The 20,935-nt window shown below is 52.0% G+C and carries 16 protein-coding genes; 14 read left to right on the forward strand and 2 right to left on the reverse strand.

The genetic code is table 11. The features are described 5' to 3' along the window. Window positions 1-15: 15 nt before the first annotated feature. The 7 genes from kduI (at window position 16) to EOE67_RS17590 (ending at window position 8,868) form a co-directional block, all read left to right on the forward strand. Entirely contained in the window at window positions 16-861 is an 846-nt protein-coding gene (kduI, locus tag EOE67_RS17560) for a 5-dehydro-4-deoxy-D-glucuronate isomerase (protein WP_127700638.1), read from the forward strand. Between the two features lie 158 nt (window positions 862-1,019). Beyond that, on the forward strand, window positions 1,020-2,150 hold the full coding sequence (locus EOE67_RS17565) for a TRAP transporter substrate-binding protein (protein WP_127700639.1): 1,131 nt from the start codon (window positions 1,020-1,022) through the stop codon (window positions 2,148-2,150). Then, window positions 2,143-2,640 (forward strand): TRAP transporter small permease, encoded by a 498-nt coding sequence (locus tag EOE67_RS17570; protein WP_127700640.1) that lies wholly within the window; start codon window positions 2,143-2,145, stop codon window positions 2,638-2,640. The genes EOE67_RS17565 and EOE67_RS17570 overlap by 8 nt, the downstream gene beginning before the upstream one ends. 1 nt (window position 2,641) lies before the next feature. After that, a complete protein-coding gene (locus EOE67_RS17575; RefSeq protein ID WP_127700641.1) occupies window positions 2,642-3,937 on the forward strand; it encodes a TRAP transporter large permease in 1,296 nt (431 codons plus the stop codon). 12 nt (window positions 3,938-3,949) lie between these two features. After that, entirely contained in the window at window positions 3,950-4,726 is a 777-nt protein-coding gene (locus tag EOE67_RS17580) for an IclR family transcriptional regulator (protein WP_127700642.1), read from the forward strand. A 31-nt stretch (window positions 4,727-4,757) separates the two neighbouring features. Continuing rightward, window positions 4,758-5,816, forward strand: a complete 1,059-nt coding sequence (locus EOE67_RS17585; protein ID WP_240652866.1) for a LacI family DNA-binding transcriptional regulator — start codon at window positions 4,758-4,760, stop codon at window positions 5,814-5,816. Between the two features lie 100 nt (window positions 5,817-5,916). Further along, window positions 5,917-8,868 carry a ligand-binding sensor domain-containing diguanylate cyclase gene (locus tag EOE67_RS17590; RefSeq protein ID WP_127700643.1) on the forward strand — a complete coding sequence of 984 codons (2,952 nt, stop codon included), beginning with the start codon at window positions 5,917-5,919 and terminating at the stop codon, window positions 8,866-8,868. Between the two features lie 67 nt (window positions 8,869-8,935). Here EOE67_RS17590 and EOE67_RS17595 read toward each other — a convergent pair whose 3' ends face one another. Next, the gene (locus tag EOE67_RS17595; RefSeq protein ID WP_127700644.1) at window positions 8,936-9,355 is read right to left on the reverse strand and encodes a type 2 periplasmic-binding domain-containing protein; all 420 of its coding nucleotides are present in this window, start codon (window positions 9,353-9,355) and stop codon (window positions 8,936-8,938) included. A gap of 10 nt (window positions 9,356-9,365) precedes the next feature. Further along, entirely contained in the window at window positions 9,366-10,568 is a 1,203-nt protein-coding gene (locus EOE67_RS17600; protein WP_127700645.1) for a hypothetical protein, read from the reverse strand. Between the two features lie 479 nt (window positions 10,569-11,047). Here EOE67_RS17600 and EOE67_RS17605 point away from each other — a divergent pair, with 479 nt between their 5' ends. The 7 genes from EOE67_RS17605 to EOE67_RS17635 all read left to right on the forward strand — a co-directional run bounded on the left by EOE67_RS17605 (window position 11,048) and on the right by EOE67_RS17635 (window position 20,850). After that, window positions 11,048-12,541, forward strand: coding sequence for a glycoside hydrolase family 28 protein (locus EOE67_RS17605; protein WP_240652867.1), 1,494 nt, complete (start codon window positions 11,048-11,050; stop codon window positions 12,539-12,541). Window positions 12,542-12,623: 82 nt separating this feature from the next. Next, on the forward strand, window positions 12,624-14,231 hold the full coding sequence (locus EOE67_RS17610) for a UxaA family hydrolase (protein ID WP_127700646.1): 1,608 nt from the start codon (window positions 12,624-12,626) through the stop codon (window positions 14,229-14,231). 45 nt (window positions 14,232-14,276) lie between these two features. Continuing rightward, the gene (gene uxaC / locus EOE67_RS17615; protein ID WP_127700647.1) at window positions 14,277-15,692 is read left to right on the forward strand and encodes a glucuronate isomerase; all 1,416 of its coding nucleotides are present in this window, start codon (window positions 14,277-14,279) and stop codon (window positions 15,690-15,692) included. A 55-nt stretch (window positions 15,693-15,747) separates the two neighbouring features. Further along, window positions 15,748-17,379, forward strand: coding sequence for a mannitol dehydrogenase family protein (locus tag EOE67_RS17620; protein ID WP_240652868.1), 1,632 nt, complete (start codon window positions 15,748-15,750; stop codon window positions 17,377-17,379). Continuing rightward, window positions 17,376-18,065 (forward strand): bifunctional 4-hydroxy-2-oxoglutarate aldolase/2-dehydro-3-deoxy-phosphogluconate aldolase, encoded by a 690-nt coding sequence (gene eda, locus EOE67_RS17625; RefSeq protein ID WP_127700648.1) that lies wholly within the window; start codon window positions 17,376-17,378, stop codon window positions 18,063-18,065. Before EOE67_RS17620 ends, eda begins: the two co-directional genes overlap by 4 nt. 74 nt (window positions 18,066-18,139) lie before the next feature. Continuing rightward, window positions 18,140-19,090: a sugar kinase gene (locus EOE67_RS17630; RefSeq protein ID WP_127700649.1), complete on the forward strand. Its 951-nt coding sequence runs from the start codon at window positions 18,140-18,142 to the stop codon at window positions 19,088-19,090. Window positions 19,091-19,215: 125 nt separating this feature from the next. After that, on the forward strand, window positions 19,216-20,850 hold the full coding sequence (locus tag EOE67_RS17635) for an NADP-dependent glyceraldehyde-3-phosphate dehydrogenase (protein WP_127700650.1): 1,635 nt from the start codon (window positions 19,216-19,218) through the stop codon (window positions 20,848-20,850). The last annotated feature ends 85 nt before the right edge of the window (window positions 20,851-20,935 follow it).

Here is a 20,935-nt window from a genome sequence, read left to right on the forward strand (position 1 = left end):
TGACTGGAGATAACCATGAGTACACCCATTTTCACCAACCGCTACGCCACCCATCCGGATGACGTTCGCCATTACGACACCGATGAACTGCGTCAGCATTTCCTGCTGGATAACCTGATGCAACCAGACCTGCTGGTGCTCAATTACACCCATTACGAGCGGATGCTGGTCGGCAGCGCGGTGCCGGTCAAAGCTCCGGTGGTATTAGAAACTGTGGACGCACTCAAAGCGGCGTTTTTTTTAGAGCGGCGTGAACTGGGGGTGATCAACATTGGTGGTAAAGGTGTGGTGTTGGTCGATGGTGTCAGTTACCCACTTGATAATAAAGAAGCTTTGTATGTCGGCATGGGCGCACGTGAAGTGACTTTTCACAGCGACAATGCCAGCACTCCGGCGAAGTTTTACTTAAATTCCACGCCGGCGCATCGCAATTACCCAAATGCACATATCACCATGGCGCAATGCAACGTGCTGCATATGGGCGCGCTGGAAACCAGTAATCATCGTGATATTTATCAGCTGATGATCCGTGATGTAGTGCAAACCTGTCAGTTACAAATGGGCTTAACGGTACTAAAACCGGGCAGCGTCTGGAACACCATGCCAGCGCATCAACACGACCGGCGGATGGAAGCCTATTTCTACTTTGATTTAGGCGCGGATCAACAGGTTTGTCATTTTATGGGCGAACCGCAGCAAACGCGGCACATCTGGGTTGGCAGTGAACAAGCCGTGGTGTCGCCGCCCTGGTCAATCCACAGCGGCTGTGGCACCAGCAACTATGCCTTTATCTGGGGCATGGCTGGTGAAAACCTCGATTATCACGATATGGACAAATTCCCGGCCAGCAGTTTGCGCTAGGGCTGACGGATAAAAACTGACAATTAAAAAACTGAAGCTGTGGCGTCGGCTGTTTGCGCGGTTGGCACCACAAAATCTAAAGCAACAACACCATAAAATGCAATAAGCGTTAAAAAAGTAAAACAGCACAACAAAAATAATCAACAGGGCTTAACGACATGAATATTCTCAACAGGCGAGCGCTTTCGAAGCCACAGCAGCGTTCCAGACGCTGGCTGTGGCTGCTGGCAACGACCTTGTGGTTGCTTGGCAGCTGCAGTAAACCACAGGAGGTGGTGACTTTGCGCATGGCGCATACGCTGGATCAGGAACACGTGGTTCATAAAGCCATGGTGAAAATGGCAGAGCGGATGGCGTTTTACTCCGACGGCAGCATGAAAATCCAGATCTACAGCGGTGGTCAGCTGGGTTCCGAGCGCGAGCTGATTGAGCTTTTGCAAATTGGCAGTCTGGCACTGACTAAAGTGTCGGCGGCACCGCTGGAAGGTTTTGTGCCAGTGATGAAAGTGTTCAGCCTGCCTTATGTGTTTCGCGATTCCGCCCATTTGTGGGCGGTGCTGGACGGTGCAGTTGGCCAGGATTTACTGGCGGCACTGGAGCCAGTGCGGTTAAAAGGCCTTGGTTATTACGACGCTGGTGCCCGCAGTTTTTACACTACAGCCAAAGCCTTACATAGCCCGGCCGATTTAGCCGGTCAAAAATTCCGGGTGCCCAATAGCCAGACTTCGGTCGAAATGGTGCAGGCACTTGGCGGCGCGGCAACGCCGGTCGACTGGGGTGAGCTATACACCGCGCTGCAACAAGGCGTGGTCGACGGTGCGGAAAATAATCCACCGAGTTTTTACCTGTCCCGTCATTATGAACTGTCGAAATATTACGTGCTGGACGAACACAGCATGGTGCCGGACATGATCCTGATGAGCCAGCATATCTGGAACCAACTGACGCCCGAGCAACAAGGCTGGCTGGAGCAGGCGATGGCCGATTCGGTGGTTTATCAAAAAACGCTGTGGCAACAAGCCAGTGATGATGCACTGAGCAAAGTCAAAGCCCATGGGGTGGAAGTGATTTACCCGGATAAAACCGCCTTTATTCAGGCAGTACAGCCGATGTTGCAAGCACAACAAGGCACAGCGGTGGGGGATTTGGTCAACAAAATTATGGCAGTGCAGGTGGCGCCTGTCGCTGTTCCAGCCAACATACCGGCTGAAACTACACCGGTCGCCACACCTGTAACCAAGACAACCACTCCAACGACATCAGCATTAACCGGAGGTTCCGATGAATAAGGCGGTATTTTGGGTCGACCAAATCTTGCGCCGCACCTTGATGGTGCTGATGGCTTCCATCGTGTTGGTGGTGTGCTGGCAAGTATTGTCGCGGTTTGTGCTGGGTGAACCCAGTTCAATGACCGAAGAAATAGCCCGCACCTTATTGTTGTGGATTGGCATGCTGGGCGCCGCTTTTGCCTACCGGACCGGGCAGCATTTGGGGTTGGACATTTTGACCCGAAAAATGTCACCGCTGTGGCAACACCGGGTCGCGCTGGTACTGACCGCTATGGTGGTGATGTTTGCGCTGGCGGCAATGGTGGTTGGTGGCGGGCAACTGGTACTGCTGACCTATCAGCTGGATCAGATGTCGGCGGCGCTGGGTATTCGCATCAGCTGGATTTATCTGGCGTTGCCGTTAAGTGGTTTATTGATTGCTTTTTATGGTCTGTGTCAGCTTTGCTGCTTGTGGCAGAAGATAGAACTGACGCCGGCGGAGGATTGTTAAGATGGAATTATCGGCATTGATCTTATTGGTGGTATTTTTTGCATTGTTGATGCTCAACGTACCTATTTCATTTTGTATTGGCTTGGCCACTCTGGCCACCATGTTGCTCAGTATGGATTTATTACCGGCGCTGACGACCTTGGCGCAGCGGATGGCGGGTGGCCTGAACAGTTTTGCGTTACTGGCAATCCCGTTTTTTGTGCTATCGGGTTTATTGATGGGGCGCGGCGGCATCGCCAAACGGCTGATTGAATGTGCAATGGCGCTGGTTGGCGCGCTGCCGGGTGGTCTGGCACTGGTCAACGTGATGTCTTGTATGTTATTTGGTGCAATTTCCGGCTCTGCTGTGGCGGCAACCTCCGCCATTGGTAGTTTTATGCTGCCGGAAATGAAAAAACAAGGCTACGACACCAGCTACAGCGCAGCGGTCACTGCCGCAGCAGCCACCACCGGCATGTTGATCCCACCTTCGAATATTATGATTGTCTACGCCATTGCCAGTGGTGGGGTATCGATTGCCGCCTTGTTCGTCGCCGGATATTTCCCTGGAATTTTACTGGGTATCGCCTTGATGATCGTCTGTGCCGGTTATGCCAAAGTCAAAGGTTACCCAACCGGTGCCCGGTTACCGCTGAAGCTGGTGGCGCAAAAAGTGGCCGCGGCAATTCCCAGCCTGTTTATGATTTTTTTGGTGATTGGCGGTATTATCAGCGGCGCATTTACCGCGACTGAGGCTGGAGCCATTGCGGTGGTGTATTCCTTTATTTTGGCTGTGGTGGTGTACCGTGAAGTCAAAGTGTCAGAGCTTGGTAATATTTTATTAAAATCGACCGAAACCACCGCCATCGTGCTGGCACTGATTGCCACCTCAGCGGCGATGTCCTGGATTTTGTCTTATGAAAATATTCCACAGACCGTCAGCCAGGGCTTATTGACGCTCAGCGATAACCCAATTCTGATTTTGTTATTAATTAACATTATCTTATTAATTGTTGGTGCCTTTATGGATATGACACCGGCGGTGCTGATTTTCACGCCGATTTTCCTGCCGGTGGCGGTTGAGCTGGGTATGTCGCCGCTGCATTTTGGCATCATGATGATTTTAAACCTGTCGATTGGTCTGGTGTCGCCGCCGGTGGGGAGTGTGCTGTTTGTCGCTTGTGCCATTGCCAAAGTGCGGTTGGAACAGCTGCTTAAACCCTTGTTGCCAATGTACGCCGCGATGTTTGTGGTATTGATGTTAGTGACTTACATTCCGGCAATCAGCGAATGGTTGCCGTCGGTATTTGGTTTATAACAGGAGGCGGTAATGAGCAGTTATGTGATCCCAAATCTCGCCAATGCGTGCCGCTTACTGGAACTGGTGGCGCGCTCGCCTTTAGGCTTAAGTTTGTCGGAATTGGAGCAACAGCTGTCGTTGCCGCGCACCACCGCCTTTCGGATTTTACAAACCTTGTGTCAGCAGCAAGTGCTGTGTAAACAAGGCCGTAAGTATCTGGTGGGCACGGGTTTGTACCGGTTGGGGCTGGATCTGATCAATCACAACCCGTTGCATCAACAGGCGTTGCCGCACTTGCAGCAGCTGGCGTTATCGAGCGGTTTAAGTGCGCAGCTGGTGTTGCCGCAGCAAGGCAGTGCTTTGGTGGCCGAAGTTGTCGACAGCCCGAATAACTTTGGCATGGCAGCGCGGCCGGGGTTTTGTGCTCAATTGCATTGTTCTGCAGCGGGTAAGTTGTTTTTAACCCATTTATATTTCGAGCAATTAACCGAACTTGCCGTCACGCCGGGCTTTATCCGGCACACAACACAAACTATTACCGATCCGGCAGCGCTCAAGGTAGAATTGCAGCGTATTCAGGCGCGTGGTTACGCGTTAGACGAACAGGAATACCGCGATGGCGTGCGCTGTCTGGCGGTGCCGGTGCGTGATCAACGTGGTGTGGTGGTGGCGGCTATCGGCGTCACCGGTCCGTTGCAGTTATTCCCAGAGCTGGCGACGGCACAAGTGGCGCAGCAGGTGAAACAAGCGGCGATTGCGGTATCGCTTGCGACGTACCGGCCAGAGTTGTTGGTCGGTACGCGTTAAGCAGGCAACTTACCTACAAATGCAGAAGTAAATGGGCATTATCTCAGAAGGTCACATGCATAAAACTTCGACGATTAACGATGTTGCAAGACTCGCCGGTGTCTCCAAACGCACCGTATCAAGGGTGATCAATGGCTCGCTCAGTGTCGGCGATGGCACCCGGGAGCGGGTTGAGAAAATCATCAGCGAATTGAATTATTCACCCAATACCCAGGCGCGAGGACTGGCGTCGAGCCGCTCTTATCTGCTCGGTTTAATTTACGATAACCCGGATGCGTTGTACCTCGATGATGTACAGCGTGGCGTGCTGGAAGTCTGCTCGCAGCTGGGCTATGAGCTGGTGGTACATCCATGTCGTTATCGCAGCGAAACGCTGGTGCAGGATTGTTTTAACTTTATTAACCGCTCAAAACTGGATGGCGTGATTGTACTGCCGCCGGTGTCGGAGCTGGATCATCTGGCGTCGGCACTGAAAGAAGCCGGCCGGCCTTATGTCCGTTTAACCTCGGTCTTGCTGGATGAAACCCGGCATAGTGTGGTGTCAGACGACCGCGCCGCCGCTGCTGAAATGGCGCGTTATTTTGCCCAGCTTGGCCACAGCGATATCGCTTTTATCAGCGGCCCACAACGCTATAAATCGTCGACCGAACGGATGGAAGGTTTTAAACTTGGTCTGTCAGCTTATGGTATTGAGCTCAAACCAGAGCGGATCATCGAAGGCAATAATACTTATGAAACCGGTATTGAATGCGCCAGGCAGTTATTGACGCAGCAGCCGTTGCCAAGTGCAATTTTTGCCAATAACGACCAGATGGCGGCCGGTGTATTAAAAGCCGCCCATGATTTGGGCATTGCCATTCCGCGGCAATTATCGGTCGCTGGTTTTGATGATAACTTATTGGCGTCAAGAGTGATCCCGGCGTTGACCACCATTCGTCGTCCGGTGCGGCAAATGGCGCAACTGGCGGCCAGTAAAATCATTATGGATATTGAACACAACAGCAAAGCTGCCAATAATGTGGCAGCCAAGGTGGCGCCAACGCTGGTGGTGCGTGAATCAACCGCCCGTTTTGCCGAGCCAGCTGCCTGAGTTCCTTTATTAGAAAAATACTTTATTCAGACTGCCATTCTGGTGCAGATTCGGGTATTGTTAAACGCACTGGCATTACGATCACAGGAAGTATCGTCTGGTGCGTTTGACTTTCATTTTGCTGTTGCAACTGCTGCTGTCCCTGTGCAGCTTTGACCTGCTGGCGCGCCCTGCGCCATTAGCCGATTATTTCCGCGAAAGCTGGACCACCCGTGACGGTCTGCCACACAACACCATCAACAGCATTATTCAAAGCAAAGACGGTTATTTATGGTTCGCCACCTGGGAAGGGGCGGCCCGTTATGATGGCCGCAGTTTCACCGTATTTGGCCGTAGTGAACTGACTGGTTTACCGGATTCCGGGGTGCGGGTGTTTAGCCTTGATCGCAACGGTGATTTACTGATGGGCGGCTCCCGTGGTGGCATGGCATTGGTCAAAGACGGTCAGTGGCAATCGTTACCTGCCGTTGAAAAATTAATCAACGATTTAACCCGTGATGCCAATGGCCGCTTGTGGATTGCCACCGAAGGCGGCGGACTGCTGCTACAACAGCCTGATGGTCAAACCCGACAATTTACAGCGGCTGACGGGCTGACGCCGACAGTGATTTACCGCCTGCTGGATGACACTCAGGGCAAAATCTGGCTGGCGACCCAACAAGGCTTGTATTGGTTTGACCCGTCGTTGACTAATCCGGTATTCCATTTGGCAGGTCCGGAGCAGGGCATGCCATTGACCTCAATTTTTGCGCTGACGCTCAGTGGTGACGGTACTTTGCTGGTTGGCACTGAGCAAGGCGCTTTTAAACGGCAACAGCAGCAATTTACGCCGCTGGATCCTGGCCTGAAAGGGGTGGCGGTGTCGGTGATGATGCTGGATCAGCAACAACAAATCTGGCTTGGCACTATTAACCAGGGAGTGATGCGCCTTGGCACACTCGGGCTGGAGCAACTCACCGTTGCTGATGGTTTACCGAATAACCGGGTGTTAGCGTTATGGCAGGATCGCGAAAAAAGCATCTGGATTGGTACCAACGGCGGCGTGTTGCGGCTACGGGATGCGCCCTTTAGCAATCTCACCACCAGCAAAGGGTTGTCTGATAACTATGTACGAACCGTGCTGGAACACCGCGATGGTTCGATGTGGATTGGCTCCAGCGGCGGTTTGGATCGACAGCTCGATGGCAAGATTTCGGCGGTAACTCATCCGCAAGGTGGGCCGCTGACGTCCGTGCTGAGTCTGGCGGAAGGGCCAGACGGTGATGTGTGGGTCGGCAGTTATTCACAAGGATTAATGCGGTTGCGCAACGGCAAAGTGATTGCTGTATTTGACCGGGCTTTTGGCCTTACGTCCAATGAAGTGCGGGCGATTTTGCCGATGGCGGATGGCAGTGTCTGGGTCGGCACGTCTGGTGGTTTGAGTCATCTGGTTGATGGCACTGTGCGCGAGTTTCATGTCAAAGATGGTCTATCCGGCGAATTTGTCACGGCGCTTGCCGTACAGCCCAATGGCAAACTGTGGGTCGGCACTGGCAGTGGTGTCTCAATTCAGGAAGGCGATAAATTCCGGCAGTTACCACTCAACAATTTTGATCAGGCCGACTATGTGTTTGGGTTTTATCAGCCGCCGGCAAGTGATGATTTATGGCTGGCAACTGATCGCGGATTGGTGCGGTTTGATGCTGTAAAAAACCAGATCCAACTGGTTGGCAAAGCGGCAGGATTGCCTTTTGATAAAGTTTTCGCCATTGCAGCAGAAGCGGATCAGTATTTTTGGTTGAGTTCCAATCGCGGTATTTTGCGGGTGAAGCAGCAGGATGTATTGCAGGTGGCTGCCGGGACTCAGTCGAAACTGGTCGGTTATGAGTTATTTGGTGAAAGTGACGGTATGCAAAGTGCCCAATGTAATGGTGGTTCGATGCCAGCTGCAGTTGCCCGCCAAGATGGCAGTTTGTGGTTTGCCACTTCCCAAGGCGTCGCGATGGTCACGCCGACCAGGCTCAGCGAATTTGTGATCCGCACGCCACCGGTGGTGGTGCAGAAGCTTAGTGCCGATGGTGTGCAGTATCCGGTTGCCGCCCAGCAGTTATCGGCCGGTACCCGTCGGGTGGAAATGCAGTTCGCTGGTTTAAGTTATGTGATGCCAACCCGTATCCAGTACCGCACCAAGTTAGTTGGGTTTGACAAAGACTGGGTCGAACGCGGCCCGCAGCATGTCGCCGAATACACCAACCTGACGCCTGGCCGTTATCAGTTTTTGGTCAGCGCGGCTTATCCGGATGGTGACTGGTCTGCAGATCCCGCCGCAGTGCAGCTGGAAATCTTGCCATTTTTCTGGCAGCGCACCAGTTTTATGGTGATCGCAGCAAGCGGAATGGTGCTGTTGATGTTGGCTTTGTATCGCTGGCGAATTCACCGCTTGCGCCGCAACGAGCAAACGCTGCGGCGACAGGTGCTGGAAAAAACGTCGGCGCTGCGGCAACAAGCAGAAATTCTGACTTTAGCCGTGGAAGAAAAAAGTATTTTGGCTGAACAGTTACGGCTGCAAGCAGCGGCTTTTGCTGCGCAGGCACGCGAAGATGGTCTGACCGGACTTGCCAATCGCCGCGCTTTTGATGAGCAGCTGGCGTCTGAGTTTAACCGCGCGCAACGCCTGCATCATCAGCTGTGCCTGGTGATTATCGACATCGATCATTTTAAACGGATCAACGATCAATGGTCACATATGGCGGGTGACGAAGTGCTGAAACGGATAGCGCAAATCCTGAAATTACATAGCCGCGATATCGATATGACGTCGCGCTGGGGCGGCGAAGAGTTTGCGTTGTTATTGCCACAAACCAGTTTGCAGCAGGGGCATGAAGTCTGTGAACGTTTGCGTCATGCCATCGAAAGTACTGATTATCAGGACATTGCCGCAGGACTCACCGTAACCGCCAGTTTTGGTTTAGCGGTGAATACCGGTCTGGCACATTACGACAAATTAATTTCCCGCGCCGATAGTTTGTTGTATCAGGCCAAAGCCAATGGCCGCAATACCGTTTGCAGCTAGTTCCATGCTCTGAACCGGCCGTCATTATCGACGGTCGGGCCAGAGCATGTCATACACAATTGCCGGATCAGAACTTAAAGGCGACTTTCACCGAAGCATCAACTTTACTGGCGTCGACAAAGCCAATCAGGCTCGGATTGCCAGCGACCAGCTTCAGCATTTCCTCTTCAGTGGTCAGCTCTTTGGGTGGTGTGCCTTTGCCGGTAAATACCAGCTTCGACCAATAGGCCTTTAACTGGCTGGCCGATTTTTTCAGCACCACATCGTTAAAACTGGCACTGCTTGGCGCCGTTTCCACCAACGACATCGGCACCACGGACTGGCCATCCGCAAAGGATTTCTCCCGGCCGAGGTAAATTTTTGCCACCGTTGCCGCATCCAGTGCATTGGCGTTTGATGGATGAACAATCACCGCGACTTCGGCAAATACCATGGTGCTGCCAAGGGTGGTGAGTAAGGTCGACAGTACTAAAATTCTGTTTTTCATCAGATGCCCCTTAAAAAACCAAATCGACGCCAAAAGAGATCAGTTGATAGTCATCGACTGTCGCTCTGGTATCGGTACCTTTAAAATAATCCGCTTTAAAGGCGGCGCTTGGATGGAAATCGTAACGCACTGATAAACCGACGCCGTCGAACTCACGTTGAGCAAAAGCGTTGTGAATACCACGTCCGGTAGCTTGCAACACCGGATGAGCGACGCTGTTTAAAAAGCCATAGTCGGCTTCTTGCGCATAGTCTTCGGTGTGGATGGTCACCACGACGTTGTCAAAACGGTGACCCAAAGCCAGATACCAGGATTTATTCAGCGCATCGGTGGAGTCTTTCACTGCATAATCGACATATTCAAAATCGACCAACCAGTTATTGTAATCCACCGCAAAACCGCTGAACCAGTAAAAGGCGTCTTTTTCATTCCAGCCAATGCTGTTTCGAAAATCAGCGATCTGTGCGGCAGTTGCGCCGTTGGCGGTGGCGAGCGCAATACCACCCGCAGCGAGTGGAAAGACCGTGGTGCTGTCGATCACCGCACCATCAATTTCTGCTGCAAAAATACCACCAAATAGTTGCCACCAGTCACCGGCGAGGGTGGCGTTGGCCGACATAATATTATCCAGTCCAAAACCAACGGCGCTGTTGGTCACCACACTAAACACTTCGCCAGACCAGCCGCCATACAGCACTTTGGTCTGCAGGTTGTAATCGCCAATATTAAACTGGCTGTCGACCGCAATACCTTCGATGGTGCTGAAATCCAATCCAATATAGACCGCTTTTGGTAATCTGGAAAAATTGTGGGCGTAGCCAACTTTTTCATATTCTGACTGGTGAAAAATCGGGTTGGCAAACCGCCCAGCGCTCAGCCGATGGGTATCATTTAACTGATAGCTGAAATAGGCCCAGCGAGCATCCACTTCAAAGTCGGTGGCGCCTTCACCAAATAACTGCACAGTGGCGGACAAGCCTTCCGACAAATCGGCAGAAGCCTGAATCGCAAACAGCGATTCGGTTTTAAATGATAGTTCACCTTCTTCGTAACCTGGGTAGGGGGTTGCACCGCCGTCAGAGGAGACAGAGGTGCCGCGGATCGACGCAAAGCCATTCAGTTTTACTTCCGCCACTGCCGACGGCAAATACAGAGTCGTCAGCAACACCGAGCCAATCAGCCAGCGTTGCCGCGGGTTATATTGCAGTTTCATCGCCTATCCTTTTGTTATTGTGGGTAATCATCTCAAGCGTAGTTGAGCTTTGCGCAGATGCCGTGGCTTTTTTTGGATTGCAGATGATAAATTTGTTCTTTATCAAGGCTTAGCACTATATTGAACCAGCGATTTTTCCGAACGCTCGGGCAGAAGTGGGTGATGTTTTTTAGCATAAAGTTTTGGTATTTCAGATATTTAGACGATTTTACTTCGCATGGGTTACAGCGCCTGTGCTGCTGCCGGTGGCGGTAAACGCGCTGCTGAAATTATTACCGCTACCGCATCGACAGTAACCTTGCCATTCAGGCCGTTATTTCATATCTGAAACCAATAATCAGCATCCTGCCAGCGGTGGCAAAAAATTTCTGTCAGCTATTGCCACCGGTGGCAGATGCGTTATATTGTGGTTCAATACAGAGATTCATTGTACTTAGTTGTACTTATGTGGTGTGAATTCGGCAGTTGGAGTGAATAGCGTGACCATCAATCGACAAAAACGACAGCACATGAAAGGCGGCCTGATGTCATTGGCTGCTTTATCGCTGCCGCTCGGCGGCTGGTTGGCGGGTTGTGCTAAAACGCAATCGACTGATGTGAATTCGGCAACACCGGCTGCGAAATTAAACACATTAAGTTCTTCGCCAAAAACTCAACAGGCACAACAGCAGCTCTGGCAACAAGCCGACGCTATTGTAAAAAGTATCGCGCCGACTCAATTTGCCGCCCGCGATTTTTTAATCACCCAGTTTGGTGCTGTGGCAGGTGCCGATTGCACCAACGCTATTGCCAAGGCGATTGCCGCCTGCGCCCAAGCCGGTGGCGGAAGGGTGATGGTGCCAGAAGGTCGCTGGCTGACCGGCGCTGTGCATTTAAAATCCAACGTCAATTTACACCTGCAGAAAAACGCCGTGCTGGCATTTTCAACCGATCCTAAAGCCTATTTGCCTTATGTGTTTACCCGCTGGGAAGGCGTGGAATTAATGGGTTATTCGCCGCTGATTTACGCCTTTGAGCAAGACAATATCGCCATTACCGGCGAAGGTATTTTAGAAGGTGGTGGCAGCAATACCAACTGGTGGCCGTGGAAAGGCAAATGGAAACATACGCCGTGGCAGCTTGACGCCGCAACCGATCAACAGCAAACCCGCGCGCCGTTATTTGCGATGGCTGAAGCAGGTGTGCCGGTGGCGGAGCGGGTATTTGAGAAGAACTTTTTACGACCGCCGTTTATTCAGCCGTATCGTTGTAGCCGGGTGTTGATTGAAGGCGTGACCATTCGCAATTCGCCGTTTTGGCTGGTTAATCCGGTGCTTTGCACGGACGTCATCGTGCGTGGTGTGAACTTTGTCAGCCACGGTCCAAATTCCGATGGCTGCGATCCTGAATCCTGCAACAGAGTACTGATTGAAAACTGTTTATTTGATACCGGCGATGACTGTATTGCGCTGAAATCCGGTCGCAATAACGATGGTCGGCGCTTGGCGACGCCAGTGCAAAACGTGGTGATCCAGGATTGCATGATGAAATCCGGACACGGCGGTGTGGTGATCGGGAGCGAAATTTCCGGTGGTGCCAACCACATTTTCGCCCGTCGATTACGGATGAGTAGCCCGGATTTAGAACGTGGCCTGCGCATCAAAACCAACTCCTTGCGCGGTGGTCTGATTGATACCGTGGCTTTAACCGATATCGAAATTGGCGAAGTAAAAGACGCCATCGTCATTAACTTCTACTACGAAGAAGGTGATGCCGGTGACCATTTGCCGTTGGTACAAAATATTTTTGTCAGCAATTTGCATGTGAAAAAAGCCAAGCGGATTTTTGAAGTGCGGGGGTTACCACGGGCGCCGGTCGGCTTGGTACAGTTGTCGAATGTCACCATCGATCAAGCCGAAATTGGCGTGGTGGAAGGGGCGCCGCAACTGGTGCTGGATAACGTGCGTTATAACGGCAAGCCGTTACAGCTGTAGTGGCCAGGCCGCTACCGCAACGATAAAACTTATATTTTTTAAAATTGCCACCGCTAGCCAAGCGGGGCCCAGGAGCAAGTCGATGTCGACTGAATCAACAACAGCAGCCAGCAACAGCAAGCCAGGTTGCAGTGTCAGTTTGCCAGAGCCGGCCACTACGCAAACCGTTGCTTTGTGGCAAGTGCATCCACGCGACAATGTATTAATTGCACTGCGTGCTATCGCTCAAGGCGAAGTGTTGCCAGCGCCATATCAGCACCTGACTGCGTTGGAAGAAATTCCGGCCGGTCATAAGGTCGCGATTGCCGATTTAGCCCAAGGCGCTGAAGTGCGCAAATACGGTTTTGCCATTGGCGCGACAACTCAAGTAGTAAAAGCCGGTAGCCATATTCACTCGCACAATACGGCGACCAATCTGAGCGGCGAACTGGCCTACAACTACAGTGGCTGTCAGGCGACTGAGCTTGATTATCCTGCTGATTTACCCACCGAATTTATGGGGTATCGCCGCAAAAATGGCAAAGTCGGCACCCGCAACGAGCTTTGGATCATCAATACCGTCGGTTGTGTCAATCGCGCAGCCACCCGGATTGCCGCAGAAGCCAATAAGCGGCTGGCGGCGGCTGGAATTTTAAACACCGATTCTGTGCAAACCAGTATTGATGGTGTTTTTGCTTACACCCATCCATTTGGTTGTTCACAACTTGGCGACGATCTCGCCCATACCCGCACTATTTTGGCTGGTCTGATTCAGCATCCCAACGCTGGTGCGGTGCTGGTGGTTGGTCTTGGTTGTGAAAACAATCAGCTGGCGAAATTACTGGAAGCCAGCCCTGGCGTTGATAGCAGCCGCATTCGTTCTTTTAACGCGCAGCAAGTGGAAGATGAAGTCGAAGAAGGCATCGCGGCGGTTGAAGAATTGCTGGCGCTGATGGCGCAAGACCAACGTACTGCTTGCCCGGTATCCGAGCTGGTGTTTGGGATGAAATGCGGCGGATCAGACGGTTTAAGTGGTCTCACCGCCAATCCTTTAGTCGGTCAGGTGGCTGATTTAGCCGCTGGCGCTGGCGGCAAAGTGATCTTGACCGAAACGCCGGAAATGTTTGGCGCTGAACAAGTGTTTATGGCGCGCGCGCGCAATGAAGCGGTGTTTAACGACATCGTGAAGTTAGTGAATGGCTTTAAGCAATATTTTATCGACAACAACCAACCGGTGTATGAAAACCCAAGCCCTGGCAATAAAGCCGGTGGTTTGACGACGCTGGAAGAAAAATCCTTAGGTGCCATTCAAAAAGGTGGGTCGGCCATCGTCGAGCAAGTGATCCAATACGGCGAACTGGCCAGCGTGCCGGGCCTGACCTTGTTAGAAGGGCCGGGCAATGACGCCGTGTCGTCCACTGCGCTTACCGCAGCAGGCGCGACGCTGCTGTTGTTCACCACCGGTCGTGGCACGCCACTTGGTTTTCCAGTGCCGACGGTGAAGATTTCGTCGAACTCAAATTTAGCTGCGCGTAAGCCAATGTGGATTGATTACGACGCCGGCGCCATGTTGTTACCGGGCGTGGATAGCCAGCAATTTAGCAAAGAATTTTTCCGTTATTTACTGCAGGTGGCGTCAGGTCAGTACACCCGCAATGAGAAGTCTGACAATAAAGAAATTGCGCTGTGGAAAAACGGCGTCACGCTTTAACTAATGAATAAGTTGCCGCAAATACCGGCAATTGAAGGAGCCCAGATGGCCGCATTAACTTTACATCCAGACCGTTTATTTCCGTCCGATCCAACAGTTCGGGCCATCGCGCAGCGTTTATACCGCGAAATCGCCGGTTTACCTATTGTCAGCCCACATGGGCATACTGATCCAAAATGGTTTGCCGACAATGCCAATTTCGACAACGCCACCAGCCTGTTATTACTGCCGGATCACTATGTATTCCGGATGTTATATAGCCAGGGCATTTCGCTGGAAAGCTTAGGTATTCGCCGTAAAGACGGTGTGGCAGTGGAAAGCGATTACCGTAAAATTTTCCAGACTTTTGCCAGCCATTATCATTTGTTCCGCGGCACGCCATCGCGGATGTGGCTTGATCATGTGTTTAGCGAAGTGTTTGGTTTTACGCAAGCCTTAACCACGGCCACCGCTGACAATTTTTACGACAGCATCAATGCGCAGCTGGTGAAACCAGAATTTAAGCCCCGTACCTTGTTAGACCGTTTTAACATTGAGCTGTTGGCGACCACCGAAGGTGCGCTCAATTCATTGAAATACCACAGCGCACTGAAAGGCACCGGTTATGACAAAAAAGTCATCACCACTTTCCGCCCGGATGATGTGGTCGATGCCGATCGCGCCGATTTTGCTGCCAATGTGCAAAAACTCGGTGAACTAACAGGCCAGGATACGCAAAGCTGGGACGGTTATTTACAGGCGCTGCGCATCCGTCGGCAATTTTTCCGCGACCATGGCGCGACCGCGACCGATCACGGTCACCCAACCGCCAAAACCGCCGATTTATCTAAAGCCGAAGCTGCGGCGCTGTTTGCACTTTGTTTAAAAGGTGAGGCCAGCACGCAGCAAACCGAATTGTTCCGCGCGCAAATGCTGACTGAAATGGCCGGTATGAGCATCGAAGATGGCATGACGATGCAAATTCATCCGGGTGCCTTTCGCAATCATAACCCGGTTATTTTCCAGAATTTTGGCCCGGATAAAGGCGCCGATATTCCAAGCCCAACCGAATTTGTCAGTAATTTAAAACCCTTGCTGGATAAGTACGGCAATAACTCAGATTTAAAAATCATCCTGTTTACGCTGGATGAAACCACTTACGCCCGTGAACTGGCGCCATTGGCTGGCCATTATCCCTGTCTGAAGTTAGGACCAGCCTGGTGGTTCCATGACAGCCCGGAAGGCATGCTACGTTTTCGCCATCAGGTCACTGAAACTGCAGGTTTTTATAACACTGTTGGCTTTAATGATGACACCCGGGCTTTCTTCTCCATTCCGGCGCGCCACGATGTCGCGCGGCGCATTGACTGCCGTTTCCTGGCAGGTTTGGTCGCCGAGCATCGGTTAGGTGAAGACGAAGCGGCCGAACTGGCTTATCAGCTGACGTATGGGCTGGTGAAAAAGGCTTATCAGCTGGCTTAAGCTGGCGGATTCGTTTCTCAATTAATTTCAAAACTAATTTCAAAACGGGGCCGAAATGGCTCCACTGATGATGGACTCGGTGATGAGCGCAAACGCACAAACAATGCCACCGCTGGCAGAAGCGAAAACTTCAACGCTGCCACGGTTAAGTCAGCAGACGCTGCAAGGAACTGCTGCCACAATTCCGGCTTTGGCGTTGCCGGGCTATTTAACATCTGGTGCTGATCAGTCCGCTCAACCCGGCATCGGCATTGTGCATTTAGGCCCCGGCGCATTTTTCCGCGGCCATCAGGCCTGGTACACGCATCAAGCATTAAAGCAGGGCGGCGACTGGCGGATTTGTGCGGTGGCGCTACGAAGTTCTGATGTGTCGGATGCTTTAACGCCACAAGATGGTTTATACACGCTGGCGGTGATGGAGCAGCAAACCAGTTATCAGCTGATTGGCTCGGTGGCCGAAGTGCTGGTCGCGCCAAAACATTTCCCACAAGTGCTGGCGCGGTTAACGGCAGCAGCAACTAAATACGTCACCATGACCATCACCGAAAAAGGTTATTGCCTGAACGGTGCCGGGGTGCTGGATTTGCAACACGCTGATATCGTGCACGATTTACAAAGTTTTGCCCGCGATTTAAACAGCTGTGCTGATAGTAGCCAGCCAAAATCGGCTATTGGCTTATTGGTCAAAGCGCTGCAACTGCGTTTTACCGCCAACGTGCCGCCTTTTGTAGTGATTAGCTGCGATAACTTAACCGACAACGGCCATAAGCTGAAAAATGCTTTGCTGACTTTTGCCGAAAAAAGTTCACCGGCGCTCGCCAATTGGCTGAAGCAACAGCTGATTAGTCCATGCACTATGGTCGACAGCATTACCCCGGCCACCGACGATGCTCTGCGCCAAGCGGTAGCTCATGAGCTTGGTTTAGAAGACGCCTGGCCAATTAAACGTGAAGCTTTTTGCCAGTGGGTGATTGAAGACATTCTGCCCGCCGACCGGCCAGCCTGGGGCAAAGCCGGGGTGATTTATGCCAGCGATGTCAGTGCTTTTGAAAAAGCCAAATTGCGGCTACTCAATGCACCACACTCAACCATGGCCTACCTTGGCGTGTTGCTGGGTATTGAAACCGTGTATGACGCGATGCAACAACCGGTGTTGGTTAGATTCTTAAAGGCATTGGTGGAGGAAGAAATTCAACCATCGTTTCAGGCGCCAGCCGAGCTGGACGTGGCAAGCTACAGCGCCGATATTTTCCGTCGTTTTGAAAACCCGTCAGTGCGGCATTTATTGGCGCAAATCGCCTGGGATGGCTCGCAAAAATTACCGATGCGGCTCATTCCAGTTATTCAGGACAACTTAGCGGCTGGCCGGCCTATTGCCAAACTGGCGCTGGCGATTGCCGCCTGGTGCCGGTTTATCCGGTTGCGCGCATCGCAGCAAGCGCAAGGCGTGACGCTGGTCGATCCGCTGGCGGCGCAGCTTCTGGCGGTGGCGGCGCAGTGTGCAGAGCAGGCGAATGAGCCGGCAACGGAAGTGGCACTGTTTCTCACTTTAGATGCAGTCTTCCCGCCGAAACTGGCGCTCGACAGCCGTTTTGTCGCCGCGCTGAAAAACGCTTACACCAGCCTTGATCAATTACAACTTTCTACTTTAGCGCTGCAATTGCAGCAAGACGGAGTTTCTGTATGACCGTTTTATCAACATCGCCTTCATTACCTTCTTTATCTTCATTGATCAGCGGTCCGGCACTATTGCCAATTATCCAAGCCGATAGCGCAGCGCAAGCAGTGCAAATCGCCAAAGCAATGCAACAAGGTGGCATCAGCGCGGTGGAAGTGGTACTTCGCACCGCCGCGGCACTGGATGGCATCAGTGCCATTCGTCAGCAATGCCCGGATTTGTTAGTCGGTGCAGGCACCGTGCTGAGCAAAGCCGATGCTGACAATTGCAAGAACGCCGGCGCGCAGTTTTTAGTGAGCCCGGCCAGCACCCCAGCGTTGTTGCAGGCGATGATCGATACCGGTTTGGCGATGGCGCCTGGTGTATCGACCAGCTCGGAAGTGGCGATGGCTTTGGAAATGGGCTTAACCGAGCTGAAGTTTTTTCCGGCGCATTTAAGTGGCGGTACTGAGATGCTCAAAGCGCTCAGCGGCATTTACCAGCAAGTGCGGTTTTGCCCGACCGGCGGTATTGCCCAGCATAATCTGGCGGATTATTTATCGCTATCCAATGTGTTTGTGGTCGGCGGCTCCTGGATTTCGCCGGCAGCTCTGGTCAAAGCCGGCGACTGGCAGCAGATCACGGATTTGGCGGCAGCTGCAGTTGCGGTTGCTCAGCGTTGCAAGCCGGTCGCTGCCTTGCAACGCCGGGCTTAAACTGGCACATTGTTGATGTTTTAAACCACTGTTAACGCAGGCAATTTAGCAACTCAGACGGACGGCGAAAGACTATGACACAACGGGTTATCATGATGGGTGAATGTATGGTCGAGCTGTTTCAGCTGGTCGAAAACGTTTACCACCAGAATTTCGCTGGCGACGTGTTTAACACTGCGGTGTATTTAAAACGCAGTGTTGGCGCTGAGGCACAGGTGCAGTTTTTTAGCGCCATCGGTACTGACCTTATCAGCGATAAATTGTTGCGTGCGGTACAGGATGAAAAAATCGACACCGATTTATTACTGCGCACGAAAACCGCCCGTCCTGGCCTTTATATGATCAATACCGACTGTTTTGGCGAACGCAGTTTTGTGTACTGGCGCGAAACCTCAGCTGCGAAACAAGTGTTGCAATGCCTGCAGGCGCAGCAACTGCAAGCTTCGTTACAAGGTGTGGACTTGTTTTATTTCTCCGGTATCACGCTGGCAATTTTATCGCCGGAAGATCGCGAAGCCTTGTTTACGCTGGTGAAGGAACTCAAAGCCAGCGGTTGTCGCATCGGTTTTGACCCCAATTACCGGCCAGCGTTATGGCAAAGCCCGGAGCAGGCGCGGGAGAATTTTATCCGTGCTTATCAACTGGCGGACATAGCACTGCCAGGCGTCGATGACCATAAAGTGCTGTTTAACGATGCCGACTCTCCAGCCGTGCTGGCGCGCTTAATCAGTTATGGCGTGCAGGAAATTATTGTCAAAAACGGCAAAGAAGGGGTTTTGGCACAGGTCGATGGCGATTCGTTCCATAGCCCGGCGGTGCAGGTGAAAAAAGTCGTTGATACCACAGCTGCTGGCGATTCCTACAACGGCGGTTATTTGTCGGCGCGGCTACACGGCAAATCAGCCAAAGCGGCTTGTCAGTATGCGGCAACGCTGGCTGCTTTTGTGGTGGAACATACCGGCGCTATTGTGGCAAAAGACAAATTTGCCGAGTTTCAAACTAAAAATCCGATCGCCGATTTCTAGTTAAAAATTTTTTTGGAAGACCGAATTTTTGCTGCGGTTCGCCGCAGTATGGGCTTTTTTTGCCTGAAATTCGTGATCGCTATCGAAATATCGACAGCCTAATAGCCATTTGCAGGAGCAATAACGTGAACCAACCAGTCAGCCCTTTAGCCGGATTATTTCCAACCAGTGCCGATATTCCGCCGCAATTTGCGCCGGGTGAGCCGGTGTTTCAACGCGACTATTTAATCGGTGGTGCACTCAAACGCTGGCCGGGTGAACTGGCACCGGTGGTGAGTCCGGTCTGTTTACGTGATGAAAACACCAATGAATTAACCCCTTATGTGCTGGGTGCCACGCCTTTGCTCGATGGTACTGCCGCCTTAACCGCGTTGGATGCAGCACTCAAAGCCTACGATTTGGGTCGTGGCGAATGGCCAACGCTGCCGGTGCTGGAGCGGGTGCTACACGTGGAGAAATTCCTGCAGGCGATGCTGAAAACCCGCACTGAAGTCATCAAGCTATTAATGTGGGAAATTGGCAAAAACGAAGCCGATGCCAGCAAAGAATTTGACCGCACCTGCGACTATATCCGCGACACCATTCATGCGCTAAAACAGCAGGATCGCAACGCGGCGCACTTTATTGTCGAGCAGGGCACCATCGGCAAAATCCGCCGGGTGCCGGTCGGCGTGGCTCTTTGTATGGGCCCGTTTAACTATCCGCTGAATGAAACTTTTACCACCTTGATCCCGGCCTTGATCATGGGCAATACGGTGATTTTTAAACCGGCCAAATATGGCGTGTTACTTATTCAGCCGTTATTGCAGGCTTTTGCCGACAGTTTTCCGCCGGGTGTCATCAACATTATTTATGGCCGTGGCCGCGAAACAGTGGGCGTGCTGATGGAAAGTGGCAAAATTGATGTTTTTGCTTTTATCGGGACTAATAAAGGCGCCAGCGACTTAAAAAAACTGCACCCAAAACCACATCGGCTGCGGGCCGTGCTGGGGTTAGATGCAAAAAATCCGGCGATTATTCTGCCGTGTTGCGACTTAAACGCCACAGTGAAAGAAGCGGTATCCGGCGCGTTAAGCTTTAACGGTCAGCGCTGTACTGCGCTAAAAATTCTGTTTGTGCATCAGTCGATTGCGGATGAATTTGTGCAAAAGCTGGCGCAGGAAGTTAATGCGCTGAAACTCGCGATGCCATGGCAAGCCGGTGCGCAAATCACCCCATTGCCGGAGCCCGGCAAAACCGCCGCATTAACCGCGTTATTACAGGACGCGACTGAGAAAGGCGCACAGGTGATGAACCAAGGCGGTGGTGAAGTTGCCGCATCGTTGTTTAAACCAGCGGTGTTGTATCCGGTAACTGCCGATATGCGCCTATATCAGGAAGAACAATTTGGGCCGCTGGTGCCGGTGGTGCCGTTTAACGACATCAGCGAAGTGATTGATTATGTGATCCATTCTGATTTTGGCCAGCAGCTCAGTATTTTTGGTCGTGAGCCGCAACAAGTTGGTGAACTGGTGGATATTTTTGCCAATCAGGTAGGCCGCATCAACATCAATAGCCAGTGTCAGCGCAGTCCGGATAGTTTCCCCTTTACCGGTCGCAAAGATTCAGCCGAAGGCACCTTGTCGGTGGAAGACGCTTTGTTGCAGTTTTCTATTCCAACTTTGGTCGCAGCCAAGCAAAACGATCAGCAAATTGCCTTATTAAAACAGATGATCCACCAGCGCAGCAGTAGTTTTTTAGCGACGGATTTCCTGTTTTAGGTTGAACGCAACTTTTTATTTATTTGAAATGCCACCGGTGGCTTATGGATTTTAACAGCCGATGGCAGCAGGATTTTTATTTTAA

This window comes from Rheinheimera riviphila, from assembly GCF_004005945.1.
In the GTDB taxonomy this organism is placed as follows: Bacteria; Pseudomonadota; Gammaproteobacteria; order Enterobacterales; family Alteromonadaceae; genus Pararheinheimera; species Pararheinheimera riviphila.

Bases quoted from the DNA above. Each gene is read 5' to 3' on its own strand.
- EOE67_RS17610 (WP_127700646.1), top strand. From the start codon at position 12,624: ATGTCGACTGAATCAACAACAGCAGCCAGCAACAGCAAGCCAGGTTGC.
- EOE67_RS17575 (WP_127700641.1), top strand. From the start codon at position 2,642: ATGGAATTATCGGCATTGATCTTATTGGTGGTATTTTTTGCATTGTTG.
- EOE67_RS17600 (WP_127700645.1), bottom strand. From the start codon at position 10,568: ATGAAACTGCAATATAACCCGCGGCAACGCTGGCTGATTGGCTCGGTG.
- kduI (WP_127700638.1), top strand. From the start codon at position 16: ATGAGTACACCCATTTTCACCAACCGCTACGCCACCCATCCGGATGAC.
- eda (WP_127700648.1), top strand. From the start codon at position 17,376: ATGACCGTTTTATCAACATCGCCTTCATTACCTTCTTTATCTTCATTG.
- EOE67_RS17630 (WP_127700649.1), top strand. From the start codon at position 18,140: ATGACACAACGGGTTATCATGATGGGTGAATGTATGGTCGAGCTGTTT.
- EOE67_RS17595 (WP_127700644.1), bottom strand. From the start codon at position 9,355: ATGAAAAACAGAATTTTAGTACTGTCGACCTTACTCACCACCCTTGGC.
- EOE67_RS17570 (WP_127700640.1), top strand. From the start codon at position 2,143: ATGAATAAGGCGGTATTTTGGGTCGACCAAATCTTGCGCCGCACCTTG.
- uxaC (WP_127700647.1), top strand. From the start codon at position 14,277: ATGGCCGCATTAACTTTACATCCAGACCGTTTATTTCCGTCCGATCCA.
- EOE67_RS17565 (WP_127700639.1), top strand. From the start codon at position 1,020: ATGAATATTCTCAACAGGCGAGCGCTTTCGAAGCCACAGCAGCGTTCC.
- EOE67_RS17620 (WP_240652868.1), top strand. From the start codon at position 15,748: ATGGCTCCACTGATGATGGACTCGGTGATGAGCGCAAACGCACAAACA.
- EOE67_RS17580 (WP_127700642.1), top strand. From the start codon at position 3,950: ATGAGCAGTTATGTGATCCCAAATCTCGCCAATGCGTGCCGCTTACTG.
- EOE67_RS17585 (WP_240652866.1), top strand. From the start codon at position 4,758: ATGGGCATTATCTCAGAAGGTCACATGCATAAAACTTCGACGATTAAC.